Genomic DNA, 25,883 nt, shown 5'->3' on the forward strand with positions numbered 1-25,883 from the left:
AAATGGATTATATTCAAAGTTTTATTGATTTAGGTCCTTCAATCGTTCTACCGATTATTATCTTTATCTTTGGTTTGGCCTTAGGAACCCCTGCCAAGAAAGCATTTTTAGCTGGGGTAACGGTGGGGATTGGATTTATTGGCTTGAATTTGGTAACAGGTCTATTAGGGGATAATTTAGGTCCAGCTGCCCAACAAATGGTTGAACGATTCGGCTTGAATTTAAATACCATCGATGTGGGTTGGCCAGCTGCTTCAGCCATTTCTTATGGTACTTTATTGGGTAGTCTAGCGATTCCGATCGGAATTGGTGTCAACTTATTACTATTATTCTTTGGGATTACGCAAACCTTGATGGTCGACTTATGGAACTTCTGGCATGCTGCCTTTGTGGCGTCATTAATTTATGCCTTGAGCAATAATTTTATGCTAAGTATTTATGGGATGATTATTTATTTATGTTTAATGTATTTATTGGCCGATATTATAGCCCCTATTATTAATGATTTTTATGGTTTCCCTAATATTACTTTTCCGCATGGAACTTCTGCTCCGGGATTTTTGATTGCTCTACCCTTTAACTGGTTATTCGATCGGATACCTGGCTTTAATAAAGTAGAAGCTGATCCTGAGACCATTCAGGATAAGTTTGGTATTTTTGGTGAAACAACAGTAATGGGCTTGATCATCGGGATTGTGATTGGTCTGTTCGCAGGTTATGATTTAGGCGCTACCTTGAAATTAGGGATTGCCTTAGCCGCCGTAATGGTGCTTCTCCCAAGAATGGTGGCCTTGTTAATGGAAGGTTTAACCCCCATCTCAGAAGCAGCCAATGAATTTGTTCATAAACGTTTCCCAGGTCGTGAGTTAAATATCGGTATGGACTCAGCCCTTGCCGTAGGCCATCCAGCTGTCTTATCGAGTTCATTAATCTTGGTGCCCATAACCATTCTTTTAGCCTTTATTCTACCTGGCAATAAGACCATTCCTTTTGGTGATTTGGCCACCATCCCTTACGCCGTCTGCCTCATGGCACCCGTCTTCCGCGGAAATATTATTCGGACGGTTATTGCCGGTACTTTCTATATGGGATCCATTCTATATATTACTTCGTGGGTAGCCCCACTGGTAACGGCAGCTGCCCAAGCTGCGAACTTTGAAATGGGTGGCAACAGCAGTATTACAGCCTTAGTAGAGGGTGGCTTGTGGCCAACTTGGCTTTTTGTGACCGCTGCAGATAATCTGCCATGGATTTTCCTAACAATAATCTTTGTAATTATTCTAGCAGCCCTATATTATGTTAATAAGGTTAGAAAACCTAAATTAGTTGAAGGAGAAGAATAATGAAGAAAATATTAATCATGTGTGGTTCAGGAATTGCGACGTCAACCGTCGTTACCAAAAAAGTCGAAGAATGGCTAAAAAATAAAAAAATGGATAAAGATGCTAAAATTTACCAATCTAAAGTAGCGGCTGAAGTAAGTCATGTTGACGAATATGATGCCGTGATTTCAACCACTGTCGTACCAGATAAAATCAAAGACAAAGTTATTAATGGCGTTCCTTTATTGACGGGCGTTGGTAGTGACGTTGTCTTCAAACAATTAGAAGAGAAGTTAAGTTAAACGATTAACAAAGTAAAATAATTAGTGAATTTAGGCATAATTTTCTCAAAGAAAATTATGCCTATTTTTTGGATATCATTTCCGCCTTGATAATAACTATATAATTAATAAAAAATTTCGCTTATCAATCACAAAGGAATATATTAAAATTAAATATTTGTGAAAGTAATCACTAAAATTTAATGATATTGCAATTTGAAAGCGATTGCTATACAATATATGTGTCAAATGACAATTCTAATCACATATGACAGGAGGTTTTTATGAAAATTACTGCGAAGCAATTATTGTATCAAGCTCGCCGTCAACATTTTTCGGTGCCAGCTACCAATTTTATTGATTTGGATTCAGCGCGAACTTTCGTCGCTACCGCAGAAGCAAGGGGATTACCTTTAATTCTGGCCTATGCTCAGTCGCACCGCCATATTCTGTCTTTGGAAGAAGCGGCGGCGATTGGTAACTTAATGGCCGACCAAGTCTCCGTTCCGGTCGTACTCCATTTGGATCATGGCGAGGACATCAACTTTATCGGTCAAGCGATTGAATTAGGTTTCTCCTCGGTCATGATCGATGCTTCAATGGACTCTTTTGAAGTCAATATAGCGAAAACCAAAGAAGTGGTCGCTTTGGCTCATGCACACGGTGTGTCTGTCGAAGCTGAATTGGGTCATGTCGGTGCCAATGATATCTCCGAAGCGAGCCAAGTGACCGATTCTATTGATACTGAAGTTGATGATGTGATTGAATTTATTCAACAAACGGGGGTGGATTCACTGGCTGTCTCCATTGGCACCGCTCATGGTCTTTATAAAGGAGAGCCGAAATTGAATTTCGAGCGACTTCAAGAAATTTATGCCATGACTGAGATTCCTTTAGTTTTACATGGTGGATCATCGACTGGTGACGAAAACTTAAAGCGGTGTGCCCGCCAAGGGATCAGTAAAATCAATATTTATTCTGATTTCATTCACGCTGCTTATCAAGCAATCCAAACTCAAGTGCCCCAAGATTATATCGCTCTCAAATCGGTGGCTAACCATGCCATGGCTCAGGTCCTCAAACATTATTATGATGTCTTTGAAACCCAAGCGCTAAAGGAGGAATACGATGCCTAAGCCTAAAATTACCTTACCGTTCTTTATCTTCAATCCCAAGTCCTATTTGTATGGTCAAGAACTTTTGGATTTAACCCAGCTGGCTGAAGACCTTGCCCAACAGTATGAGATGACCATCTTTGTCACCGGACCCTATGCCCACCTGTATCAAATGAGCCAACTAACTGACAAGGCTAAGATCTGCGCTCAACATCTGGACGGAATTGAACCCGGGCGGGGTATGGGTTCTGTCTTAGCAGATAGTTTGAAAGAAGTGGGAGTGCAAGCTAGCTTCTTAAACCATGCCGAACATCCTTTGAGTCTCTCAGAACTTACTCAAGCCATTGACCGTGCCCATGCCCTCGACTTAGTGACCATTGTCTGCGCGGATTCCTTAAAAGAAGCCGAAGCGATCGCGATGTTACATCCCGATATTATCTTATGTGAACCGACAGAATTGATTGGTACCGGGAAAACCAGCGGAGCTGATTATATCCAACAGACGAATCAAGCGATCCATTCGATTGATCCCGAGATTCTTGTGATGCAAGCAGCTGGAATTTCAAGTGCCCAAGATGTGTTTGAGACGATTCGTTTAGGGGCCGATGGGACGGGCTGTACCAGTGGCATTGTCAAAGCCGATAACCCTGAACAAATGTTGAAAGAAATGGTCGAAGCGGCCTATCAGGCCTATCAGACAAAGGAGGATTCGAATGAAGCTATATAAAAAGACCCTCAAGATTGACACTCAAGCCGATAAAACGACCTATGTAGATATTACCACCCAGGTTCAAACAGTCATTCAAGAGAGTGAAATTCAAGAAGGCATGGTAACCGTGATCACTCCTCATACGACCTGTTCCGTATTTTTTGAAGAATATTCCCATGATATCGATGAGAAAGGAGATGAATTCTTACAAGCTGATTTAAATGAAGTCTTAGCCAAGCTAATTCCAGCCCATGATTCGACAGAGACCTATCATTATCCCGGAGAGGCTCACTACCAAGCGGTAGAGTCTTGGCCCGATGCCGACAAGTATCTGCCCAACGGGGATCGGAAAGCGTTGTGGAATGGCGACGCTCATTTAAAAGCTACTTTGATTGGTTCTAGTCAAAGCTTTGATGTCAGCAATAATCGCTTAGGCGTTGGAACTACTGGCTATATTTATTTTGCGGATTTTGATACAACACGCGAACGGACACGACAATGTAAAATCATAGTAATCGGTGAATAATTAAAGGAGGAGATGAGTATGGAATTTATTGAGTGGTTAGGGGTAAATTTCATTGGCCTGTTTGAAGCAGGTGCTGAGGTGTTTAAAGGCTTTATTTCTGGAATAATTCCTCTGTTAATTGTGTTGTTAACTTTTACGAATGCATTAATTGCTTTAATTGGTGAAGAAAGAGTAAACAAGGCTATTCGTTTTTCATCAAAAAATATTATTCTAAGATATTCAGTTATGCCTGTTCTTTCAGTGCTTTTATTGACAAACCCAATGGCCTATACTTTTGGAAGGTTTTTACCAGAATATCAAAAACCTGCTTTCTATGATTCAGCAGTAAGTTTTGTTCACCCAGTTACGGGATTATTTCCTTATGCGAATGGTGGAGAATTATTTGTCTATTTAGGAATTGCGAATGGTGTTATAAAAGCCGGATACTCTCAAGGGCCTTTGGCTGTTAGATATTTTTTGGCAGGTGTCGTTGTTATTTTAATTAGAGGTATCATTACTGAAAAAATAACCCTTACGATGCAAAAAAGACGACTGAATTCAGCAGAAGGGGGGAATTAGGATGGCTAGTAAATACAATAAAGTCTTTGTAAATCGTGGTAATAATGGTTGGGGAAAAGGCTTGGAAATTTTTCCTACAGAAAAAAAGAATAAGATAGTTTCAATTACCGGGGGTGGGATACATCCGGTAGCAAAGGCGATTGCAGAAAAAACTGGTGGTATAGCTGTAGATGGCTTTAATAATTCTGTTCCAGATGAAGAAATTGCTGCAGCAGTGATTGATTGCGGCGGTACAGCTAGAATTGGTGTTTATCCAATGAAAGGAATTCTAACTATAGATGTATTATCTTCTTCTCCTTCTGGACCTTTAGCTAAACATATTACGGAAGACAATTTTGTAAGCGGTGTAAAAGTCGAAAATATTTCATTAATGGGAGAGTCCCCTCAATTTGGGTCTAAGGAAATTCCTGTGATGGAAGAAGATATAGAAAATAATGAAAATGACAAAGAAAACCACTCCAATAATCATACCCAGACAAATGAAAAAAGTGATAAAAAATCAAATATCTTGGTTAGCTTTTCAAGAGGAATCGGAAGTACAATGGGTACCTTATATCAAGCTGGGCGGGATTCAGTAGATATTATCATGAGAAATGTTATACCTTTTATGGCTTTTCTTAGTATGATTATCGGGATAATAAATTATACAGGTATTGGAGATTGGATCGCGAATCTTTTATTACCCCTTTCTCATTCTATTATTGGTTTTATCGTATTAGCTTTTATATGTAGTATTCCTTTCTTATCACCGATTTTAGGTCCTGGTGCAGTTATTGCTCAGGTTATCGGAGTATTGATAGGTACACAAATAGCAGCGGGAACTATTCCGGTTACTTATGCTCTACCTGCTTTGTTTGGGATTAACGCACAAGTTGGTATGGACTTTATTCCTGTTGGTTTATCATTAGGAGAAGCTGATCCTGAAACAGTTGAAGTTGGAGTACCAGCTATTTTATATAGTAGAGTGCTGACGGGCGCTTTATCTGTACTCATTGGGTGGATTTTTAGTATTGGAATGTATTAAAAATAGTAGGAGGAAACCATGACTTTATATCAAAAACTCTTGAAAAGAGAAGAAGAAAATAATCCTATTAAGGTTGGTGTTATAGGTGCTGGGCAAATGGGACGAGGCATGATTGCTCAAATTTCAACCATTCCTGGCATGATAGTTTCGGCAATTAGCGACATTAATACAGATGCTGCTCAAGAGGCTGCCGATGCATATAATTCATCGGCTAAAGAGAAACTAGATATATTAATCACCTCAGATTTTAAGGAAGTAATAAATAATTCAGAGGTAGAGGTTGTAGTTGAAGCTACCGGGGTGACAGAAGTCGGTGCTCAAGTAGCAATGCAAGCACTAATAGCTCACAAGCACCTTGTACTATTAAATGTTGAAATTGACATTACTGTGGGACCATTAATGCACAAATTATTTAATTCTTCTGGGTTGGTATATACAGGGTCAGATGGTGATGAGCCGGCGGCTATCGTAGAATTGTATGAGTTTGCAAAATCAATGGGAATGAAAGTACTTGTAGCAGGTAAAGGAAAAAATAATAAATTAAAAGAGTATGCAAATCCGGATAGTGCAAAAGAGGAAGCTAACCAAAAACACATGAATCCACATATGTTGGCATCTTTTCAAGATGGAACAAAAACAATGGCAGAAATGAACCTTCTTTCAAATGCTATTGGATTTGTCCCAGATATTACAGGAATGCACGGGATTTCTGCGAATCTTGAAGAGACAGTAGAAAGATTAAATATTGAATCTGAAGGTGGAATCCTAAATAATTTTGGTGTAGTAGAGTATGTTGATGGATTGGCTCCTGGTGTATTTGTTATAGTTGAAGGGCAAAATGAATTTGTTAAAAATGAACTAAATTATTTGATGAAAAAAGGAGAAAAAAATCATCATATTCTTTATCGACCTTTCCATTTGGCAAGTCTAGAAACACCTCGAACGATTGCCAAAGCAATTTTAGAAAAAGATCATGCTATTGTACCTTTAGGTAAACCAGTTTCTGATACTGTCGCTTTCACCAAGAAAGATATTAAAAAAGGTGAAGTTATTGATGGTATTGGAGGTTATTGTGTACGGGGTATTATTGAGAAGCATGAAGAAACTGTCGGAAAAAATCATATTCCAATTGGTTTATTAGTAGGAAATTGCGTTGCTAAGCGTGATATTTCAAAAGATGAATTTCTTACAAGTGACGATGTGGAGCTAGATCAAGATACAGTAGTTTATAAATTACGTAAATTACAAGATCAGATGCTAGGATAAATATCATGAAATAAAGCTCTTGATATTTTTCGAGAGCTTTTTTTGGAGGATACTGTGGTTAAGCCAATAATAATTATTGTATTGTTTATGATGTTTTTGCAAACTCTTTTGAGTATATATCAAATAAAATATTATGAAAAATTTGTCAAGGACATAGCAAAAAAGTATAGTGGTAGAGAAAACTATCTATATACTGAAATGTCTTCAAATAAATTCAATCGCTTGATAGTTGTAATCGTTATGGATGAACATAGAATTGTTATAGATGCTTACAAGTTTCACGGAAAATTTTGGTTCTCTAAATTTGTTCAAATTCCAGAGATTATTGGGTTAGAATTATACCAGAGTACTTTAAATGAGGTGTCTTTAAATAACAAAATCAAAGATGTATTAACAAAAATTATTGAGAGAATACCAGAGTAGAGTATGGGAGGTCTTTTATGTATCAAACAGAAATTGTTAATATAGGTGAGATGGTTGAAGAATTTAAATCTCAGAACCTGATTATTTTATTTGGACCTAAAGCTACGCCTGAATTAAAAGAAATTTCGGTCATGCATGATATGGAAGTAAAACCAAATAAAAATTTACTCAAAGTTGGTGGGAAAATCATTATTAATGATAAAAAATATCAGATTAACTTCGTTGGAGATGTGGCTAACGAAAATTTTTACGAATTAGGACATGTTTCAATATATTTTAATGAAAATAAGGAAGATGAGATATTGCCAGGAGCAATTAGCGTCTCCCCAACGGAACTTCCAAAATTTAATATTGGCGACAAAATAGTTTTTGAGGATTAAAATGAACCCAGTTGAAGAGAGAGATTTAGTTGAGATTTCATTAATGTATTACCAAGAAGGTCTTACTCAAGCGGAGATAGCTAGGAAATTTAATGTTTCTAGATCATTAATTTCAAAATTATTAATTGAGGCTAAAGAACGTGGAATCGTTGAAATCTTCATTAAAAGTGAGTTGGCTTATACTATTAATTTAGAAAGAAAATTAATTAATAAGTATCATTTGGAGTTTGCATATGTGGTAGATACTTTTGACTTATCAGATGAAGAAATTGAAAAAAGGGTAGCTCAGCGTTCTGCTATTGAGTTGTCAAAAAAACTTTATGGAAAAAATATAGGTATATCGTGGGGAAATACCTTAAAAAGAATGGTGGACTATTTCCCTTTTATTAATTCAAAAGAATCTACAATTGTACCTCTGATTGGTGGAATGAGTGCTGATAATGTTGATTTACACTCTAACCAACTTTCGTATAAACTAGCTCAAAAAATGAGAGCGACACCTACCTATTTATATGCACCTGCCTTAATGGAAAACGAGACTATTAAGCAACAATTAATTTCAAATCCTGTCGTGAAAAATATTATAAATAGCATGAGCTCAGTGGATGTAGCTTTACTAGGAATTTCAACAGTAGATTCTCGAAGTACAATGAGAAGAATTGGCTATATATCTAAAAACGAACATGAAATCATGAAGGAATTAAATGTTGTGGGGGATATAAATTCTCGTTTTTTTGATATAAATGGAAAAGAAATAAATCATGCACACAATAATAATGTAATAGGGATGAACTTAACAAAATTAAAGAATATTCCATTGAGAGTCACGATTGTGGATAAACCTTTTAAGACCGAAGCAGTGCGAACAGCTTTAGAAACGAAACTTTTGAATGGAATTATTTTAATAGATAAAGTGGCTGAAGAACTTATCTGACTCTTCCATTGCCTTCATCCTTTCTTTTGGGTATGATTAGTGTATCTTAGAATGTTTTCATAAGAGAGGATGGATTTAATGAAAATCAAAGAATTTTTGCGTGATGATCTAATTTTTCTTGAAGAAGCAATTGCGAGTGATGAAGCAGCCTTCCAATTTATGGGCGACAAGGCTCAGACGCTTGGCCTAGTTAAGGATAGCTTTGGGCCTAGCTTAGTTGAACGTGAACGTGAATTTCCTACCGGTATTTTAGTTAATGATACGGGAATCGCAATTTCTCATACCGACCCAGAACATATTGAAGAAGAATTTATCGGGTTGATTCGTCCAAGTCAACCTGTTTCCTTTAAGTTAATCGATGATCCAGAAAAAGATATTCCAGTAAAATTAATCTTTGTCTTAGGATTGAAGAAGGCCGTGAATCAATTAGAATCATTAAAAGAAATCACTAAATTAATCGAAGATCCAGCTAGTTTAGAAAAATTATTAAACAGTCAAGATATTAAGTCCATTCTTTAATCAAATTCCCTTTCCAAAATCTACATTCAAATATCCATAGCATTCAAATTAGAATACGAATTAGTGTGACATGCAAGACCCATATAGTCCCAACTAGCCTTGTTGCCATGACGATGATGGATAAACTGGCTCAGCAGAAGATGTCTAGTAAAGCTAGTCCTTGGTACTCGGTCGCGTGTTCACGCTGATTCGTTTTTGTGTTTTTGCCAGAATCTTTATATCCTTTGGAATAATAATGAAAGCGTCCCTAGATTCTCATTGTGTTCTCAGATTAAAGCTTGACTAGACAAGTATATCATTGTAATCTTGATAGGGAATTATAGAAAGGAGGTGTGAGAGATGATTAAGTTAGCAACGATTGGAACTTCGTGGATTACCGAGCAATTTATAGAAGCGTGTATCGCCGAAGGATCTTATCAACTGAGTAAAGTTTATTCTCGAACCCTAGACAAGGCTCAAGCCGTTGTTGATAAATATAAGCAAGGGAAGGCCGTTGATGATTTAGCCGATCTGTATCAAGATGATGTAGATATTATTTACATCGCCAGTCCCAATGCCCTTCATTATGGCCATGCGATTGAAGCACTTAAGCATGAAAAGCATGTTATTGTCGAGAAACCTCAATTTGCCAATTTAAATGAGTGGCAAGATGCTCATGACTTAGCTCGTGAGAAGGATTTGTATTTATTTGAAGCAATTCGTCATATTCAGAATCGTAATTATAAGTTATTAAAATCATTACTCGCTCAAAAATTAGTCGAATTAGACCAACCCTTCTTGGGAGCGGCCTTGAATATTGGTCAATACTCGTCCAAGTATGACGCTTATGTCGACGCGATTGAACATCAGGGCAATTTGCCAAACATTTTTAATTTAGAATTTGCCACAGGAACCTTGATGGATATCGGTGTCTACCCAATATATGTGGCAGTAGACTTATTTGGCATGCCGGATCAGGTGGATTATCAGCCAGTAAAAGGCCCGAATGGGGTCGATTTAATGGGGACAATTATTTTTACCTATGATACGTTCCAAGTTACTATTTTTATTTCTAAGGCAGTACATTCGACGAAACCGAGTGAAATTTATATTGGCGATGAAACGATTGTGATTCCTTATATTTCTGAAATGGATCGCATCGATGTGGTCACTCGCCAGAATGTCTGTGTGCAATCTTATCAATATCCAGAATTACAACCGATGTATGATGAGGCCAAGTATTTTGCCGATATCTTGCAAGGCGCTGAAACCGATTACGCTTATCAGGATTTAGAGAAACTCAGTCAACAAGTGACTCGAGTGATGCAAGATTTAAGGGAAGTTGCTGATATCGAATTTATTAAAAGAAGTCATTAAAGGAGGTTAAGAGATGGTTGGAATTATTATTGCCAGTCATGGTGAATTTGCCGCTGGAATTAAACAATCGGCTGAAATGATTTTCGGTCAACAAGAAAATCTAGCGACAGTGACCTTCATGCCCAACGAAGGGCCAGAAGATCTACAAGCCAAATTACGTCAGGCTATTGAAACAGTGGCTAGTGACGAAATCTTATTCTTGGTTGATTTATGGGGTGGCAGTCCATTTAATCAAGCCAATTTATTATATGAGGAAGACCCAGACCATCGGGCGATTGTGGCCGGGTTAAGTTTGCCAATGTTAATTGAAGCATACGCCAATCGCTTATCTAAGAACACAGCCCATGAAGTCGCTGAGGCTATTTGCCCGCCAGCGATTGAAGGGGTTAAAGTTCGTCCTGAGAGCTTGCAAGCGGAAGCGGCTCCAGCAGAAGTAGCGAATGTCGGTCCTGTGGTTCCGCAAGGAACGATTCCTGAGGGAACTGTTCTGGGTGACGGCAAGATTAAATTTGTCTTAGCTCGAATTGATTCACGCCTCTTGCATGGTCAAGTAGCAACCAGTTGGAGTCGAGAAACTAAGCCAGATCGGATTATCGTTGTTTCTGATACAGTGGCTAAGGATGAATTACGTAAGAAGCTAATAGAACAAGCAGCGCCAACTGGGGTCCATGCTCATGTGATTCCTTTAGATAAATTAGTTCAAGTGTCTAAGGATTCACGGTTTGGTTTGACTCGGGCTCTCCTATTATTTGAGAATCCACAAGACGCTTTGAGTGTTATTGAAAAAGGGGTCGAATTAAAAGAAGTCAATGTAGGATCTATGGCCCATTCAGCCGGTAAAGTTCAATTGAACACTTCCTTGTCGATGGACCAAGCCGATGTAGATACTTATAAGAAGATGCGAGATTTAGGTGTGAAGTTTGATGTCCGTAAAGTTCCGTCAGACCATGCCGGAGATTTATTCAAATTAATCCAATCCAAAGCCAGTAGTGGGCTTAGAGTATAAAGAGGAGGGATCTTATGGATTTTAATTTTATTTCAGTTATCTTAATTCTGATTGTAGCTTTTCTGGCTGGTATGGAAGGGGTCCTGGACCAATTTCAATTCCATCAACCGATTGTTGCTTGTTCCCTAATCGGACTAGCAACCGGTCATGTCAGTGAAGGGGTTGTTCTAGGAGGCGCCCTTCAATTATTAGCCATGGGTTGGGCCAACGTTGGGGCAGCGATTGCACCGGATGCAGCTTTAGCGTCAGTAGCCTCAGCTATTATCTTTATTAAATCAGGTGACTTTTCTGACAATGGTCGTAACATTGCGATTGCGGCAGCGATTACCCTAGCTACTGTAGGTTTGGTTCTAACCATGATTGTCCGTACCCTATCTGTTGTAATTGTTCACCAAGCAGATGCGGCGGCTGAACGTGGAAGTTATCGTGGTGTAGAAATGTGGCACTATGTAGCGCTAGCATGTCAAGGGCTTCGGATTGCTATTCCGGCTGGTCTCTTGCTGTTCATTCCTTCAAGTACCGTGCAAGCAGCTTTAGGTTCATTGCCTGAATGGTTTACTTCTGGAATGACCATCGGTGGCGGCTTTGTCGTGGCAGTAGGGTATGCCATGGTAATTAATTTAATGGCGACACGAGAAGTATGGCCATTCTTCTTCCTTGGTTTCGCCCTAGCTCCATTAAACGAATTGACTTTAATCGCGACCGGGATTATCGGCTTATGCTTGGCAATTATTTATCTCAACTTATCTAAAAACAAGGGTGGCGGCAATGGCGGTTCCGGTGACCCGCTTGGCGACATCTTGAATGACTATTAAGGGGGTAGCGATATGACTGAAAAGATAAGCTTAACTAAATCTGAACGACGTAAAGTAATGTGGCGTTCTCAGCTTCTTCAAGGTTCTTGGAACTATGAACGGATGCAAAATGGGGGCTGGGTCTATTCATTAATTCCTGCTCTGAAGAAATTATATCCAGGACAAGAAGAATCCAAAGCGGCCTTACAACGTCACTTGGAATTCTTTAACACTCACCCTTATGTGGCGGCACCCATTCTTGGGGTCACTTTAGCCTTAGAAGAAGAACGAGCCAATGGCGCACCAATCGATGATGCAGCGATTCAAGGGGTGAAGGTCGGCATGATGGGACCACTTGCCGGGATTGGTGACCCAGTCTTCTGGTTCACGGTTCGACCAATTTTAGGAGCGATTGCAGCTTCATTGGCTACCGGGGGTTCTATTATTGCACCGCTTTTCTTCTTTATCGCTTGGAACTTAATCCGGATTTCATTCCTCTGGTATACCCAAGAATTAGGATACCGTCAAGGTTCTGAGATTACTTCTGACTTATCAGGTGGTTTATTACAAACGATTACCAAAGGGGCTTCCATTCTTGGGATGTTCGTTATGGGAATCCTCGTGCAACGCTGGACCTCAATTAACTTCCCTATGGTTATTTCTCGAGTTAAATTAGCCGAAGGGGCTTATGTTAAATTCCCTGAAGGCAGCGTCAATGGACCCGAATTGCAACGCATTCTGGGTGAACTCGCTTCAGGTGTGTCACTAACACCAGAGAAAGTGACGACTTTACAAGATAACTTGAATCAATTGATTCCAGGTTTTGCGGCCCTGGTACTTACCTTCGTATGTATGTGGCTATTAAAACGTAAAGTCAACCCAATCTTAATTATCTTTGGTTTATTTGCCTTAGGTATCGTGGGCCACGCAGTAGGTATTTTCTAAGATTTATAACTTGTGCATCATTGGCTAATATTTAATATGAGTGATTCAATTACAATTCATGATCAATGATGAATAGCCTTCTACATTCGACTCAAAGCGAAGCAGGATTCAATCAAGTGGACGCCTAGCCACTGAGTGAATTTCTTTATTCGACCTGGGTCGGATTTTTTTTGGACGTTTTTTGGCCAGACACGGCTGAAAATTGGTCTAAATTCTGATACTATTATAAGCAGAATGAGGAGGTGGCGATCTTGGCGGAGTCATTGAACACACGGGTTGATTTTCACACTCGGGCCAATTCGATGAATGGCGGAATTGGTAGCAAACATGGGGATATCCTGATTGGTGACCGTGCTTTTGAATTCTATAATTACCGGAATCCAGAAGATTTTATCCAAATTCCTTGGACTGAGATTGAACGCGTGCGGGCCCAAGTTTATTTCAAAGACAAGTTTATTCGCGGTTTCTTTATTGATACTTATCAAAATGGCAGTTTTAATTTTATTGTCAAGGAAGCTGGCAAAAGCCTAAAAGCCATGTCCGCTTATCTGGCACCCGAACAACTTGTCAAACATAAGCCAGTCCTTTCCTTGAAGAATTTATGGAAGAAGGAGCAGTAAAGATGGATATCATATTTTTAAAAGCATATTTACGTGAGAAAATCTGGGGTGGCCAACAACTGGCTGAGGTCTTTAACTTAGATTTACCCAGTGATCATGTGGGTGAAGCTTGGGTGATTTCAGGTCATCCTCATGGGGTCTCAACAATCACGAATGGATCAGTAGCAGGGATGGGCTTAGACCAATTCTATCATCAGCAACCGGAATTCTTTGGTGGTCAGGTGGAAGCAGTCTTTCCTTTGTTAATTAAAATCTTGGATGCTCATCAAGACCTGTCCGTTCAAGTTCATCCCGATGATAACTATGCACGGCAAATGGAAGGTCCTCATGAATTAGGAAAGACGGAATGTTGGTATATTATTGCGGCCGAGCCGGAAGCCGAATTAATTTTAGGTCATCATGCTCAAAGTGCGGAAGAATTTAAAGCTATGGTAGAAGCAGGCCAATGGGATCAGCTTTTACGTCGCATCCCGGTCAAAGCTGGCGATTTCTTCTATGTTCCCCATGGAACGATTCATGCCATTGGCAAGGGAACTTTAATTCTAGAAACCCAGCAATCATCGGATACGACCTATCGTGTCTATGATTATGATCGCAAAGACCAGGACGGTCAATTAAGAGAATTGCATCTCGATTCAGCCATTGATGTTACCCAGTTCCCTCATCAGGATTGGCCTTTAAATATTAAGAAAGAAAATTTGCCAGGTGGCCAGATCATTCAATATCTAGCTAATGAATACTTCTCAGTGACGAAGTGGCGAGTGGAGGGTTCTTTGACTATTCCAGTGGCGGGTAATTATCAATTGATTACTGTCATCCAAGGTCAAGGTGAGATTAGCGTTGCTGGTCAAACTTACCCACTTCGAGCTGGTATGGCCTTTGCCTTAGCCTATGATGTGCCAGAAGTTACTTTACAAGGGCAAATGGAATTAATAGTTTCTACCCCTGGTAAAAAGGCTCAATCTTGACCAATTTTCCTGGTCTTCTTGCTCAATACATTCAAAGTCGACCAGCAAGAATACCATTTCAAATAGTATTGAAGAATACGAATCCGACCCATTCTAAACTATCAGCTTAGCCCTAGCATGTTGAACAAGCTTAGGGTTCAAAGCCTCGGATAGTCTAGAGTTAGATGCAAAGAGTCTCAACTTTTAGGAACTTTTTGCGATGTCGGGTTCGTATTTTTATCGTTTGTTTTGAAATAAAATTTCATGAATAACAAAATATATGGGAAATATTGAAATATTATTTCAAACTGTTATAATAAGAATTAAGATAACGTTTTCATGGGAAGGGGTGGATGGATGCTTGGTTGTTCAGTTTATTTGAATCGGAATCAACAAGATTATAATCTGCAATATCTAGCCAAGCTTGCTAAATTAGGTTTCCAGGGGGTTTTTACTTCCCTTCATATTCCTGAAGAAGATGCGAGTCAATATCTTGATTTACTCCAAAAAATTGGCCAGCAGTGTCAGCGATATCACTTAAGTTTGGCTGTGGATGTCTCCGGACAAGCTTTAGAAAAATTAGGCCTAAATATTCTAGATGTTGCTCAGTTAAAGCGTTTAGGGATTTCCTGTATCCGGCCAGACTATGGCATTGATGAAGTGACGATAGCTCAGCTATCTCAACAGATGGAAGTAGCTCTTAATGCTTCAACCTTAACGGAACAAAATTTGATTAGTCTGAAAGAGGCGGGGGCAAACTTTCAGCAGATGGAGGCCTGGCATAATTACTACCCTCGTCCTGAAACAGGTCTATCAACCGAGTATTTCCGGCAGAAGAATGACTTTCTTAAAGCAGCCGGTCTAAAGGTCATGGCCTTTGTCCCTGGTAATTTAAATCATCGGGGACCACTCCACCAAGGATTGCCAACATTAGAAAGTCACCGTCCGCTCAATCCTTTCGCTGCCTTTCTAGAATTAGTCCAAGGTTACTATTTGGATAAGATATACGTGGCTGATCCAGGCTTGACTGATTTTAGTCTGAGCCAATTTCAACATTATTTCAAAGATCAGACCATTCTATTACGGGGGCAAAAACTTGGCGGTGATGCCAATATGGACTGGCCAGGTCGTCAGCATAATCGGCAAGATCCGGGGGCATATGCAATACGGAGTCAAGAAGCTCGTCATTTTTATCAAGGGATTGAGATTGAACCGCAACATACCATTGATCGACCCCGGGGCGCTGTGACGGTCGATAACCGTCGTTATCAGCGTTATCAGGGAGAAGTGCAGATCGTTCGTCGAGACTTGCCCGCAGATGCGAAAGTCAATGTTCTGGGTTATATTCATCCGGATGATTGTGCGGTCTTAGATTGGATTGAGCCGGGACAAGCTTTTGAAATTCAATGGATTGGAGGAGGATGCTATGAATCTTGAACATTTAGCCACTGAATCACGGAATCAAGCCACACTAAATTTGGATCAGATGACCAGTCTACAGATTATTCAGCAGATGAATCGAGAGGATGCCAAAGTGGCGCAGGCGATAGCCGGGCAGTTAGGAAAGATTGCCCAATTGATTGATGCAGTCATTAATAGTTTTAAGCAAGGGGGGCGATTAATTTATTTTGGTGCGGGTACGAGTGGACGTTTGGGGGTTTTAGATGCTGCTGAATGTGTACCAACCTTTGGTGTATCCGCAGACATGGTTATTGGTTTAATCGCTGGAGGTCAGCAAGCCATGACCAAAGCCGTGGAAGGTGCAGAAGATTCTCAAGAGTTAGGAAGGGCAGATTTACAAGCAATTGAATTGAGTGAGAAGGATACCGTCGTTGGCATTGCTGCTAGTGGCCGAACACCCTATGTCATTGGCGGGTTGAAGTATGCTGCGGAAGTGGGAGCCTATCGGGGTTCCTTAGCCTGCAACCCTGATGCTGAAATTAGTCAGTATAGTCAGACGGCCATCGAAGTCCAAGTGGGACCCGAAGTCTTGACTGGTTCAACTCGGCTTAAGGCAGGAACGGCACAGAAGTTAGTCTTGAATATGATCTCTACTACTTCGATGATTGGCATTGGTAAGGCCTATCAGAATTTAATGATTGATGTTCAACCGACCAATCAGAAATTGGTTGAACGGGCCAAACGGATTATTATGCAAGCAACTGAAGTTGATTATCAAACGGCGAGCCACTATTTACAGGCAGCCGACCAACATGTGAAGACCGCAATTATTATGGTATTAACCGATTCTAGTAAAGAAGAAGCCCAAGCAAAGTTAAAGCAAGCAAATGGTTTCGTCAGAAAAGCCATTGATAAGGAGGAAAAATAATGTCTAAAGAAAAGATGATGGCGGATCAAATCGCCGAACGCATTGGTGGCTTGACCAATACCAGCAAGGTCTACAATTGTATGACCCGTGTTCGAATTGACCTCAATGATCCTAGTCAGGTAGATGTAGAGGCTTTAAAAGCGATTGATGGAGTTCTAGGTGTGGTTGAAGATGGCAATAACTTACAGATTATTGTCGGTCCAGGTGCCTCTACGAAAGTAGCGACTGCCCTCAATGATTTACGAGGAGTGAGTCATACTGAACAGATTCAAGAGAATTTAGATCCAGAATTAACCCAAAGCAACGATGTTAGTCAAAGAGCTGCTAGCAATAAGGCTGATTTCAAGGCTAAGCAGAAAGACAATGGTTTTAAACGCTTTACTCGGATTATTGCCAGCATCTTCGTTCCATTAATTCCAGCCTTTGTCGGTGCCGGGATTATTGGCGGGATTGCTTCGATTATTCAAAACTTAATTACTTCCGGAAATATCAGTGCCGAAAATTGGGGCCAAATATTGTTGGTCTTAAAGATTATTCAATCTGGTTTGTTTGCTTATCTTAATATTTATGTGGGGATTAACGCAGCCAAAGTCTTCGGGGCTACTGAAGGACTCGGAGGGGTTGTCGCTGGGGTTATTTACTTAACGGGTATGGCTCCTGAAGCTCCACTGATGAATATTTTCTCTGGCCAACCTCTATCACCGGGTCAAGGAGGGATTATTGGGGTCATCTTTGCGGTCTACCTCCTCTCAATTGTTGAGAAATGGTTACGCAAAGTAATTCCGAATTCCTTAGACATTATTGTGACTCCTACCATTGCCTTATTGATTACCGGTTTAATTACCATCTTCCTGATTATGCCTTTAGCGGGTGTGATTTCAACCAGTTTAGTTGGAACGGTCAATAAAGTCTTAGAAGTTGGTGGAGCTGTTGCCGGATTTATCCTCGGAGCAACCTTCTTACCATTAGTTATGTTTGGCTTACATCAAATCTTAACGCCAGTTCATATTGAAATGATTAGTTCTACGGGGGCGACCAACCTCTTGCCAATTCTAGCCATGGCTGGAGCGGGTCAAGTCGGAGCAGCCATTGCCCTATGGATCAAAGCACGTAAAAATCAACAATTAGCTTCTATGATTAAAGGGGCCTTGCCCGTGGGTATTCTAGGAATTGGTGAACCGCTGATTTATGCAGTTACGCTGCCTTTAGGTCGGCCATTTATTACCGCCTGTTTAGGTGGCGGGGTCGGTGGAGCCGTCATCGGTGCCCTTGGAAATATCGGCGCTACTGCCATTGGTCCAAGTGGGGTCGCTTTGATTCCATTGATTGCTAATGGTCGTTGGTTAGGTTATGTCTTTGGCTTATTAGCCGCTTATGCAGGTGGATTTGTCTTAACTTATCTATTTGGTGTCCCACATGAAGCAACCCTAGCTACTGAACTTCATGGTAGCTCAAGTAATCTGGATGTGAATGAGATGTTAAATAATTTATAGGAAGACCATTATCATTCTGGTGATGAGCCATATTTATTGAGTTGATGATGGTATCTATCGATCAATAACCTATCCCAAATCTTAAGGAAAGCGAAGCTTCGTGTGTCATCAATGCTTGCTAAGAATTTGACGCAATCAGGCGCCGAGCTAAGCAAGTGAGACTCACATGATTGAAAACACCTTTCCTAATGATAAGATTTGGGATAGTCTTATTTTAAGATGTTAGAATATAGGTGAAGAGGTGTAAGATGGCTAATTTATTATTATATATTCGGGATCACCGGCATCAATTTACCTCAGCTGAGCAGAAAGTCGCGGATTATATTCTCCATTACCCTCAACAGGTCCTTCAAATGAGTTCAAAAGATTTGGGCCAGGCTTGTGGAGCTAGCTCTTCGGCAGTCGTACGCTTAGCAAAGTCTCTGCATTGTGCTGGTTTTACCGATTTAAAGTTACAATTATCCAACCAATTGGGTAAAGAAGATGCTTTAGAATTGACGGATATTAATCCTGGCGAAAGTATTGCTGACATTAAACATAAATTAACGCTCAATTTAGCTCATTTCTTAAGTCAGAGCGAGTCTTTAATTAATGAAGAAGAGATTCAAGACTTAGTAAGCAAAATACAGTCAGCTTCGATCATCTTTGTCTATGGCGTAGGGGCGTCACATATTGTGGGCAAGGATATTCAACAGAAATTTACCCGGCTAGGCAAACATGTGGTCTGTTCGATGGATCAACATGAGATGGTAGCGATGATGTCTTTACAGCAAGGTGCTAGTATTTTAATCGGTGTGTCTGCCTCTGGAACTACCCTAGAAGTTTGTCATTTAATGCGTTTAGCTAAGGAATTAGGTTTTATTACCGTGTCAATTACTGAAGATAGCCTCAATCCGCTGGCAGAATTGGCTGACTTTAAGCTGAAGACGGTCAAGACGGACCAGGTTCTTCTAAGAAGTGGCTCAACCTTGTCGCTGATTAATCATTTATACTTAGTGGGGCTAATTTATTACAGTTATTTAACATTAAATTATGAAGACAATATTGATTTATTAATGACTACCAAAGAAGGAACCGACCAATTAAAAGAAATTTATCGCCAATGATGAAGCTTTGAGGACCCGAGGTTCTCTTTAAGTAAAAGTCATGCTACAATAAGATAAAATTTTTCTGAATATTGAGGTGGTAATGTGCTCTCCCCAAGGAAATTTAGTTATTACAACAAAGCCTATCTCATTTTGATGATCTTACTCTGGGCCCTATCTTATGATATCTTTTATGATTTAGTCTATTTATTGGCGCCGGGCCAAGTGCTTGAGCAAATGGAATATGCCTTGCTAGATAGTTTGGTTTGCTTAGCTCTCTTACTAATTTATGGCTTTTACTATGACAAGATGCCTTGGAGAGAAAAGACCGAGCCGATTAATTTTACTTACCAGCATCTTTGGCAGATTCCCATCTTAGGCTTGGCCATAGGTGGTCTGGCTTCTCTTTGGTTTAGCCTGGTTGATTGGCTTTTAACTTCAGGTTATCAATTTCCCCAAACTTTAGAGGAGTTCGATCAATCCTGGGATTTTACTGTCCAAGATTCTTATCTCTGGGTCTTCTTATCGGTGATAATCCTAGGACCCGTGGTGGAAGAATTATTATTCCGAGGCATTATCTATGATTATCTACAAGCCTTTAAGCGACCTTATCTATCGATTTTAGTGTCGGCACTGCTTTTTGCCTTGTGGCATCGCCAACCTGTTCAGATTGGCTATACTTTTTTCGCGGGGATCGTGTTTGCCACAGCCCGCTACTATAGTGGTGACTTATTATATCCGATGATCATTCATGTGTTAAATAATTTGTTATCGACCTTGCCAGATGATTGGTATGATGTTGTCGGACCTATGATTAACAATCTGAGTTACTTGGCTATTGTGCCAGCCATTTATATTCTTTGGACTTGGTATCAAGCAGCGAGCTACCATAGTAATCCATCGACGATGTTAAATCATTCGATAAAATAAATAGATGTTGTCCACTCGACCTTTGGGTCTGGTGGATTTTTTGTTGTGGAACCGTTTAGGGCGTTGGCCTGTGCGTTGAATGACTAGATTGAAAGTGTTAAGATTAGAACAAATTGGATCAAGGGGGTGGATATCATGTCAGTCTTAGAAATCAAGGATTTGCATGTATCTATAGAAGATAAAGAAATATTAAAAGGGGTTAACCTTACTATTCAAAGTGGTGAAATACATGCCATTATGGGGCCCAATGGGACGGGGAAATCGACCTTAGCCGCTGCTTTAATGGGCAACCCGGCTTATCAGATTACTCAAGGAAGTGTGTATTTAGATGGGGAGGACTTACTAGCCATGGAGGTCGATGAACGAGCGCGTGCGGGTCTCTTCCTAGCCGTTCAATATCCTTCTGAAATCTCAGGCGTAAGTAATTCTAACTTCCTCCATACCGCTATGAATGCTCGTCTGCCAGAGGGCGAAAACATCGATATCATGGAATTTATTCAAGAATTAGATCAAAACATGAACCTGTTAAACATGCCTGAATCGATGGCCGACCGATTTGTCAATGAAGGCTTCTCTGGGGGCGAGAAGAAACGCAATGAAATCTTACAAATGATGATGCTAAAACCTAAGATTGCTTTGTTGGATGAAATTGATTCAGGCTTGGATATTGACGCCTTACAATATGTAGCTAAAGGGGTTAATGCAATGCGGGGTTCAGATTTTGCGGCCTTGATGATTACCCACTATCAACGACTTTTGAATTATATTGTGCCTGATTATGTACACATTATGATGGACGGACGCATTGTCCAGTCAGGAGATGCAGAATTGGCTAAACGATTAGAAGCCGAAGGTTATCATGGTCTGGCCCAATCCTTGGGTATTAATCTCGATGAGAAAGCGTAGGTGACAGCATGACCACAGAGGAATATCACTTTATGAATTATCAATATCGGTCTTTGCCTGATTGGTTTTACCAAACTTATCAAATGACAAATTCTTGGCTGAACCTTGACAGCAAATTCCTCCAACAAATTCCTTATCAAGATTGGTTTAATTATCAACCGATTGATCAAGAAAGACCAGAGACTACCTTGACTTACGCTCCAGAAGCAGCGATTGTTGAGGAGCGTTTTGCTGCTCAAATGGTTCAGACCGCTCAAGGAAGCCTATTGGAAAGCATGAATCAAGTGGCCCACGACCAAGGTTTAATCGTTATGGATCTCTTCGAAGCCTTAGAAAAATATCCGGATTTAGTTCAACCACACCTCTTTTCTTTGATTGATCCTCAAGAGGATAAAGTCGCAGCCTATAATCTCAATCAGTTGGACGGAGGTATCTTTGTCTACGTACCTGATTACCAAGTGATTGACCAACCGATTGAATTAACTTGGTTACAAGACAACCAAGCGGATTTCCCTTTCAATCAAAGGCTATTAGTGATATTGGGACAGGAAAGTCAGTTGACCCTGATTGAACGCACTGAAAGCATCGGCCAAGAAAATAATTCGGCCACCATCATGGCTGAATTGATTGTCGGTCAAGGTGCCCAGCTAGACTACGTGATCTTTGACCGTTTAGGTAAAGAAAGCTCGAATTATATCCGTCGTTACTTAAAGACCGACCGCGATGCAAGGATTCAAGTCAACGCTGCTGCCATGAATGATGGCGATTCGGTCTTAGACTTACAAGCTGAATTAAAGGGGACGGGGAGTCAATGTCAACTCGCCAGTATTACGGTCGGTGACGGTCAGCAAAGACAAGGGATTAATGCCAAGATTATTAATCAAGCTCCCCATACCATCGGTAATATTATCCAACATGGGGTGGCTTTAGAGGCCTCGACGGTAACTTTTAATGGGATTGGTCATATTATTAAAGCGGCCAAACAAGCCGACTCCCAACAAGAAAGTCGGATAATGATGCTATCAGACCAAGCTAAAGGTGATGCTAATCCGATATTGTTGATTGACGAATATGAAGTTCAAGCCGGCCATGCCGCTAGTATCGGGCGCGTGGATGCTGAACAACTTTACTATTTAATGAGTCGAGGGTTGAACCGTCGACAAGCAGAATATTTAGTGATTCGCGGTTTTCTTGGTCAAGTCTTTGCCAATATTGAAGATACAGATTTAAGGAAGCAATTACTAGAAAGTTTAGACCATAAATTATCAAGTTATCAGGTGATGTCATGAAGCTAAATCAAGTGCGCAAAGATTTTCCGATTCTGGACCAACATGTGAATCAAGCCCCCTTGATTTATTTCGATAATGCTGCCACAACCCAGAAACCGCAGTCTGTTATCCAAGCCATGGTAGACTATTATCAAAGGGATAATGCCAACATTCATCGTGGTGTTCATACCCTGGCTCAACGAGCCACCGATTTATATGAACAAGGGCGACAAAAGGTGGCTGATTTTATCGGTGCTCAAGCGGAGGAAATTATCTTTAATCGAGGGACAACGGAAGGTTTAAATTTCGTAATTCGAAGTTTAATCGAGCCTGTTGTAAATTCGGGTGATCGGATATTAACCACCAAGCTAGAGCACCATTCAGCTTTGGTTCCACTTCAAGCCCTTTGTGAGCGGCGACAAGCTCAGATAGAATTTCTTCCTTTACAGACAGATAACTGGCAAGTTGATTTGAACGCCTTAAACAAACTAGACCCTCAAGGGATAAAAGCGATTGTGATTCAACAGATGTCCAATGTGCTCGGTGTCGTTCAACCAATTAAAGATCTTGCTGGCTGGGCCAAGCAATATGGAATTTTAGTTATCGTGGATGGGGCTCAAGCTGTACCTCATCTTCCAGTTAATGTTAAAGATTTGGCTGTGGATGGCTATTGTTGGGGCGCCCATAAGATGTATGGCCCTACTGGTATTGGGGCTTGTTATCTGGCTAAAGAACATCACGAAACTACGCCACCTTTATTCTATGGGGGCGAGATGATCCATCATGTGGGCGATTATCATTCTGATTTCAAAGAGAGTCCTTGGAAGTATGAAGCCGGGACCATGCCGATTGCTCAAGTTGTCGGCTTTGCGGCCGCCATCGATTATATCAACCAAGTGTCTTATCCTGCTATTCAACAAAGCCAAGCCAATCTTGGGCAGACTCTTTATCAAGGAATGCGCGCAATGGATGGCATCGAACTCTACCAAAATGCTGAACTAGCTCAACAAGGGATTATCTCCTTTAATCTTCAAGGCATTCATCCTCATGACGTGGCCACCGCTTATGATTTAGAGGGGATAGCTGTCCGAGCAGGTCATCATTGTTGTCAGCCTTTGATGCGGGAACTAAATTGTCAAGCGACAGTCCGAGCTAGTCTGGGCTTATACAATACACCAGCAGAGGTTGATCGTTTCCTAGCGGTCACAGAGAAAGTGAGGGATTTCTTCGCATGGGCTTAGAACATTTATCGAGTCTCTATCAAACAGTCATTATGGATCACTATCAACATCCGCGAAATCAAGGTAAGTTGGACCAGCCTACCCATCACATGGAGCTCTTAAATCCAACTTGTGGCGATGCGATTGTGGTTGAATGTCGGGTAGAAGATTCAGTCATTCAAGAGGTTGCCTTTTCCGGCTATGGTTGTGCGATTTCGATGGCTTCCGCTTCAATGATGACCCAAGCCATGAAAGGCCTGACTATTAATCAGGCTAAGGACTTGGTCGAAGCATTCAATGCCTTAATCGGTGGTCAAAGCCAAAGTCAGTTGGATGAAGAACAGGTTAAGAATCAGCTCAAAGAAGCGGTCTTATTAGAGAATATTAAACAATTTCCAGCCCGTTATAAGTGTGCGGTATTGGCCTGGCGGGCCTTGGAGAAAGGCTTAAATCATGAAGAAAGTGGGGAAGCAATATGAGTGAAGTTCCAATTGTTGGTGACTATAAATATGGCTTCAAAGATAATGCTGAAATTATCTTCTCAACGGGAAAAGGCTTGAATGAAGCAGTCATCCGTACTATTTCCCAAGAAAAGCAAGAACCCCAGTGGATGTTAGACTATCGTTTACAAGCTTATCGCCAGTTTCGTGCTGCTGAGTTGCCAACTTGGGGAGTGGATCTGGCTGATCTAGATTTTGATGATTTTATTTATTATCAAAGGGCGACCGACAAGCCGGCGAGAAGCTGGGATGAAGTACCGGATGAGATTAAGGAAACTTTTGAGAAAATAGGAATTCCTGAAGCCGAAAGGGCCTATTTGGCCGGAGCCTCAGTTCAATATGAATCTCAAGCTGTTTATAATCATGTCAAAGATGAATTTGAACGCTTAGGGATTATTTTTACTGATACGGATACCGCTTTGAAGGAATACCCAGACCTCTTCCGTGAGCATTTCGCCACGGTCGTCGAGAGTGATAACTCTTTCCAAACCGCCTTGAATGCTTCTGTTTGGTCGGGTGGCACCTTTATTTATGTGCCCAAAGGGGTTAAGACGGATATTCCTTTACAGACTTACTTCCGAATGAATAATGCAGCCTCTGGGCAATTCGAACGCACCTTGATTATTGTCGATGAAGGGGCGAGCATCCATTATATTGAAGGGTGTACCGCGCCAACCTATTCGGCTGCCAACCTACATGCAGCTGTGGTGGAGATTGTGGTCAAGAAAGATGCGTATTGTCGCTATTCGACGATTCAGAACTGGTCTGATAATGTCTATAATTTAGTAACCAAACGTGGGAAAGTTGAAGAAGGTGGCACCTTAGAATGGGTCGATGGCAATATCGGTGCCTATAAAACGATGAAATACCCATCCTGTGTCTTGGCGGGGCCTCATGCTAAAGGCAGTGTCTTATCGATTGCCTTTGCTGGCAAGGACCAACATCAACATACGGGGGCACAGATGATTCACCTGGCTCCCCACACTTCATCGACAATTATTTCCAAGTCGATTGCTAAAGATGGGGGGCAAGTCGATTATATGGGCCGAACCTACTTCAGTCCTGAAGCCAAACATGCCAAGTCCCATATTGAATGTGATACGATTATTATGGATGAATTGTCCAAATCAGATACCATTCCTTTTAATAAGATTGAAAACTCTGAAGTCGTCTTGGAACATGAGGCGAAGGTCTCTCGGATTTCCCAAGAACAATTATTCTATTTAATGAGTCGCGGATTGACCGAAGCCCAGGCGACGGAAATGATCATCATGGGCTTTGTCCAACCATTCGCTAAAGAAATGCCGATGGAATATGCCGTAGAATTAAATCGCCTAATAGCTTATGAAATGGAAGGCAGCGTGGGCTAAAACTTAAATATGCTAGGAATGGCTAATCAGCTGTTCCTAGCTTTCTTATGTCTGAGA

28 protein-coding genes are annotated in these 25,883 nt (G+C 40.7%); all 28 read left to right on the forward strand.

Annotation, left to right across the window (positions count from 1 at the left end):
* Positions 1–2: 2 nt before the first annotated feature.
* Positions 3–1,343, forward strand: coding sequence for a PTS galactitol transporter subunit IIC (locus BMX34_RS07105; protein ID WP_092572213.1), 1,341 nt, complete (start codon positions 3–5; stop codon positions 1,341–1,343).
* Positions 1,343–1,624 carry a PTS sugar transporter subunit IIB gene (locus BMX34_RS07110; RefSeq protein ID WP_092572215.1) on the forward strand — a complete coding sequence of 94 codons (282 nt, stop codon included), beginning with the start codon at positions 1,343–1,345 and terminating at the stop codon, positions 1,622–1,624. The genes BMX34_RS07105 and BMX34_RS07110 overlap by 1 nt, the downstream gene beginning before the upstream one ends.
* A 263-nt stretch (positions 1,625–1,887) precedes the next feature.
* On the forward strand, positions 1,888–2,739 hold the full coding sequence (locus BMX34_RS07115) for a class II fructose-bisphosphate aldolase (RefSeq protein WP_092572217.1): 852 nt from the start codon (positions 1,888–1,890) through the stop codon (positions 2,737–2,739).
* Positions 2,732–3,445: a triose-phosphate isomerase gene (locus BMX34_RS07120; RefSeq protein WP_092572218.1), complete on the forward strand. Its 714-nt coding sequence runs from the start codon at positions 2,732–2,734 to the stop codon at positions 3,443–3,445. The genes BMX34_RS07115 and BMX34_RS07120 overlap by 8 nt, the downstream gene beginning before the upstream one ends.
* Positions 3,432–3,953 carry a YjbQ family protein gene (locus tag BMX34_RS07125; protein WP_092572220.1) on the forward strand — a complete coding sequence of 174 codons (522 nt, stop codon included), beginning with the start codon at positions 3,432–3,434 and terminating at the stop codon, positions 3,951–3,953. Before BMX34_RS07120 ends, BMX34_RS07125 begins: the two co-directional genes overlap by 14 nt.
* 18 nt (positions 3,954–3,971) lie before the next feature.
* The gene (gene srlA / locus BMX34_RS07130; RefSeq protein ID WP_092572222.1) at positions 3,972–4,511 is read left to right on the forward strand and encodes a PTS glucitol/sorbitol transporter subunit IIC; all 540 of its coding nucleotides are present in this window, start codon (positions 3,972–3,974) and stop codon (positions 4,509–4,511) included.
* Position 4,512: 1 nt separating this feature from the next.
* Positions 4,513–5,535 (forward strand): PTS glucitol/sorbitol transporter subunit IIB, encoded by a 1,023-nt coding sequence (srlE, locus tag BMX34_RS07135; protein ID WP_092572224.1) that lies wholly within the window; start codon positions 4,513–4,515, stop codon positions 5,533–5,535.
* 18 nt (positions 5,536–5,553) lie between these two features.
* A complete protein-coding gene (locus BMX34_RS07140) occupies positions 5,554–6,801 on the forward strand; it encodes an NAD(P)H-dependent oxidoreductase (RefSeq protein ID WP_092572226.1) in 1,248 nt (415 codons plus the stop codon).
* A gap of 54 nt (positions 6,802–6,855) precedes the next feature.
* Entirely contained in the window at positions 6,856–7,224 is a 369-nt protein-coding gene (locus BMX34_RS07145; RefSeq protein WP_092572228.1) for a transcriptional regulator GutM, read from the forward strand.
* Positions 7,225–7,241: 17 nt separating this feature from the next.
* A complete protein-coding gene (locus BMX34_RS07150) occupies positions 7,242–7,604 on the forward strand; it encodes a PTS glucitol/sorbitol transporter subunit IIA (RefSeq protein ID WP_092572230.1) in 363 nt (120 codons plus the stop codon).
* Position 7,605: 1 nt separating this feature from the next.
* Positions 7,606–8,538, forward strand: a complete 933-nt coding sequence (locus BMX34_RS07155; RefSeq protein ID WP_092572232.1) for a sugar-binding transcriptional regulator — start codon at positions 7,606–7,608, stop codon at positions 8,536–8,538.
* Between the two features lie 78 nt (positions 8,539–8,616).
* Positions 8,617–9,057 (forward strand): PTS sugar transporter subunit IIA, encoded by a 441-nt coding sequence (locus BMX34_RS07160; protein ID WP_159428887.1) that lies wholly within the window; start codon positions 8,617–8,619, stop codon positions 9,055–9,057.
* A gap of 339 nt (positions 9,058–9,396) precedes the next feature.
* Entirely contained in the window at positions 9,397–10,413 is a 1,017-nt protein-coding gene (locus tag BMX34_RS07165; protein WP_092572236.1) for a Gfo/Idh/MocA family protein, read from the forward strand.
* Between the two features lie 13 nt (positions 10,414–10,426).
* On the forward strand, positions 10,427–11,419 hold the full coding sequence (locus BMX34_RS07170) for a mannose/fructose/sorbose PTS transporter subunit IIA (RefSeq protein ID WP_092572238.1): 993 nt from the start codon (positions 10,427–10,429) through the stop codon (positions 11,417–11,419).
* A gap of 14 nt (positions 11,420–11,433) precedes the next feature.
* On the forward strand, positions 11,434–12,234 hold the full coding sequence (locus BMX34_RS07175; protein WP_092572240.1) for a PTS mannose/fructose/sorbose transporter subunit IIC: 801 nt from the start codon (positions 11,434–11,436) through the stop codon (positions 12,232–12,234).
* A gap of 12 nt (positions 12,235–12,246) precedes the next feature.
* Complete coding sequence (locus BMX34_RS07180) at positions 12,247–13,158, forward strand: PTS system mannose/fructose/sorbose family transporter subunit IID (RefSeq protein ID WP_092572242.1); 912 nt, start codon at positions 12,247–12,249, stop codon at positions 13,156–13,158.
* A 251-nt stretch (positions 13,159–13,409) separates the two neighbouring features.
* A complete protein-coding gene (locus BMX34_RS07185) occupies positions 13,410–13,778 on the forward strand; it encodes a DUF956 family protein (protein WP_092572244.1) in 369 nt (122 codons plus the stop codon).
* Between the two features lie 2 nt (positions 13,779–13,780).
* On the forward strand, positions 13,781–14,746 hold the full coding sequence (manA, locus tag BMX34_RS07190) for a mannose-6-phosphate isomerase, class I (protein WP_092572246.1): 966 nt from the start codon (positions 13,781–13,783) through the stop codon (positions 14,744–14,746).
* Between the two features lie 336 nt (positions 14,747–15,082).
* The gene (locus BMX34_RS07195) at positions 15,083–16,162 is read left to right on the forward strand and encodes a DUF871 domain-containing protein (RefSeq protein ID WP_159428888.1); all 1,080 of its coding nucleotides are present in this window, start codon (positions 15,083–15,085) and stop codon (positions 16,160–16,162) included.
* Positions 16,152–17,054, forward strand: coding sequence for an N-acetylmuramic acid 6-phosphate etherase (murQ, locus tag BMX34_RS07200; RefSeq protein ID WP_092572250.1), 903 nt, complete (start codon positions 16,152–16,154; stop codon positions 17,052–17,054). The genes BMX34_RS07195 and murQ overlap by 11 nt, the downstream gene beginning before the upstream one ends.
* Positions 17,054–18,547, forward strand: coding sequence for a PTS transporter subunit EIIC (locus tag BMX34_RS07205; RefSeq protein ID WP_092572252.1), 1,494 nt, complete (start codon positions 17,054–17,056; stop codon positions 18,545–18,547). Before murQ ends, BMX34_RS07205 begins: the two co-directional genes overlap by 1 nt.
* Before the next feature lie 248 nt (positions 18,548–18,795).
* The gene (locus tag BMX34_RS07210) at positions 18,796–19,653 is read left to right on the forward strand and encodes a MurR/RpiR family transcriptional regulator (RefSeq protein WP_092572254.1); all 858 of its coding nucleotides are present in this window, start codon (positions 18,796–18,798) and stop codon (positions 19,651–19,653) included.
* An 84-nt stretch (positions 19,654–19,737) separates the two neighbouring features.
* On the forward strand, positions 19,738–20,562 hold the full coding sequence (locus tag BMX34_RS07215) for a CPBP family intramembrane glutamic endopeptidase (RefSeq protein WP_143440742.1): 825 nt from the start codon (positions 19,738–19,740) through the stop codon (positions 20,560–20,562).
* Between the two features lie 135 nt (positions 20,563–20,697).
* Positions 20,698–21,468: a Fe-S cluster assembly ATPase SufC gene (gene sufC, locus BMX34_RS07220; protein ID WP_092572258.1), complete on the forward strand. Its 771-nt coding sequence runs from the start codon at positions 20,698–20,700 to the stop codon at positions 21,466–21,468.
* 32 nt (positions 21,469–21,500) lie between these two features.
* Positions 21,501–22,757 (forward strand): Fe-S cluster assembly protein SufD, encoded by a 1,257-nt coding sequence (gene sufD, locus BMX34_RS07225; RefSeq protein WP_159428889.1) that lies wholly within the window; start codon positions 21,501–21,503, stop codon positions 22,755–22,757.
* Positions 22,754–23,977 carry an aminotransferase class V-fold PLP-dependent enzyme gene (locus BMX34_RS07230; RefSeq protein ID WP_092572262.1) on the forward strand — a complete coding sequence of 408 codons (1,224 nt, stop codon included), beginning with the start codon at positions 22,754–22,756 and terminating at the stop codon, positions 23,975–23,977. Before sufD ends, BMX34_RS07230 begins: the two co-directional genes overlap by 4 nt.
* Positions 23,968–24,435, forward strand: a complete 468-nt coding sequence (gene sufU / locus BMX34_RS07235) for a Fe-S cluster assembly sulfur transfer protein SufU (RefSeq protein WP_092572264.1) — start codon at positions 23,968–23,970, stop codon at positions 24,433–24,435. The genes BMX34_RS07230 and sufU overlap by 10 nt, the downstream gene beginning before the upstream one ends.
* Positions 24,432–25,826, forward strand: coding sequence for a Fe-S cluster assembly protein SufB (sufB, locus tag BMX34_RS07240; RefSeq protein WP_092572266.1), 1,395 nt, complete (start codon positions 24,432–24,434; stop codon positions 25,824–25,826). Before sufU ends, sufB begins: the two co-directional genes overlap by 4 nt.
* Positions 25,827–25,883 lie beyond the last annotated feature (57 nt).

It is taken from the genome of Ignavigranum ruoffiae (assembly GCF_900110675.1).
GTDB lineage: Bacteria > Bacillota > Bacilli > Lactobacillales > Aerococcaceae > Ignavigranum > Ignavigranum ruoffiae.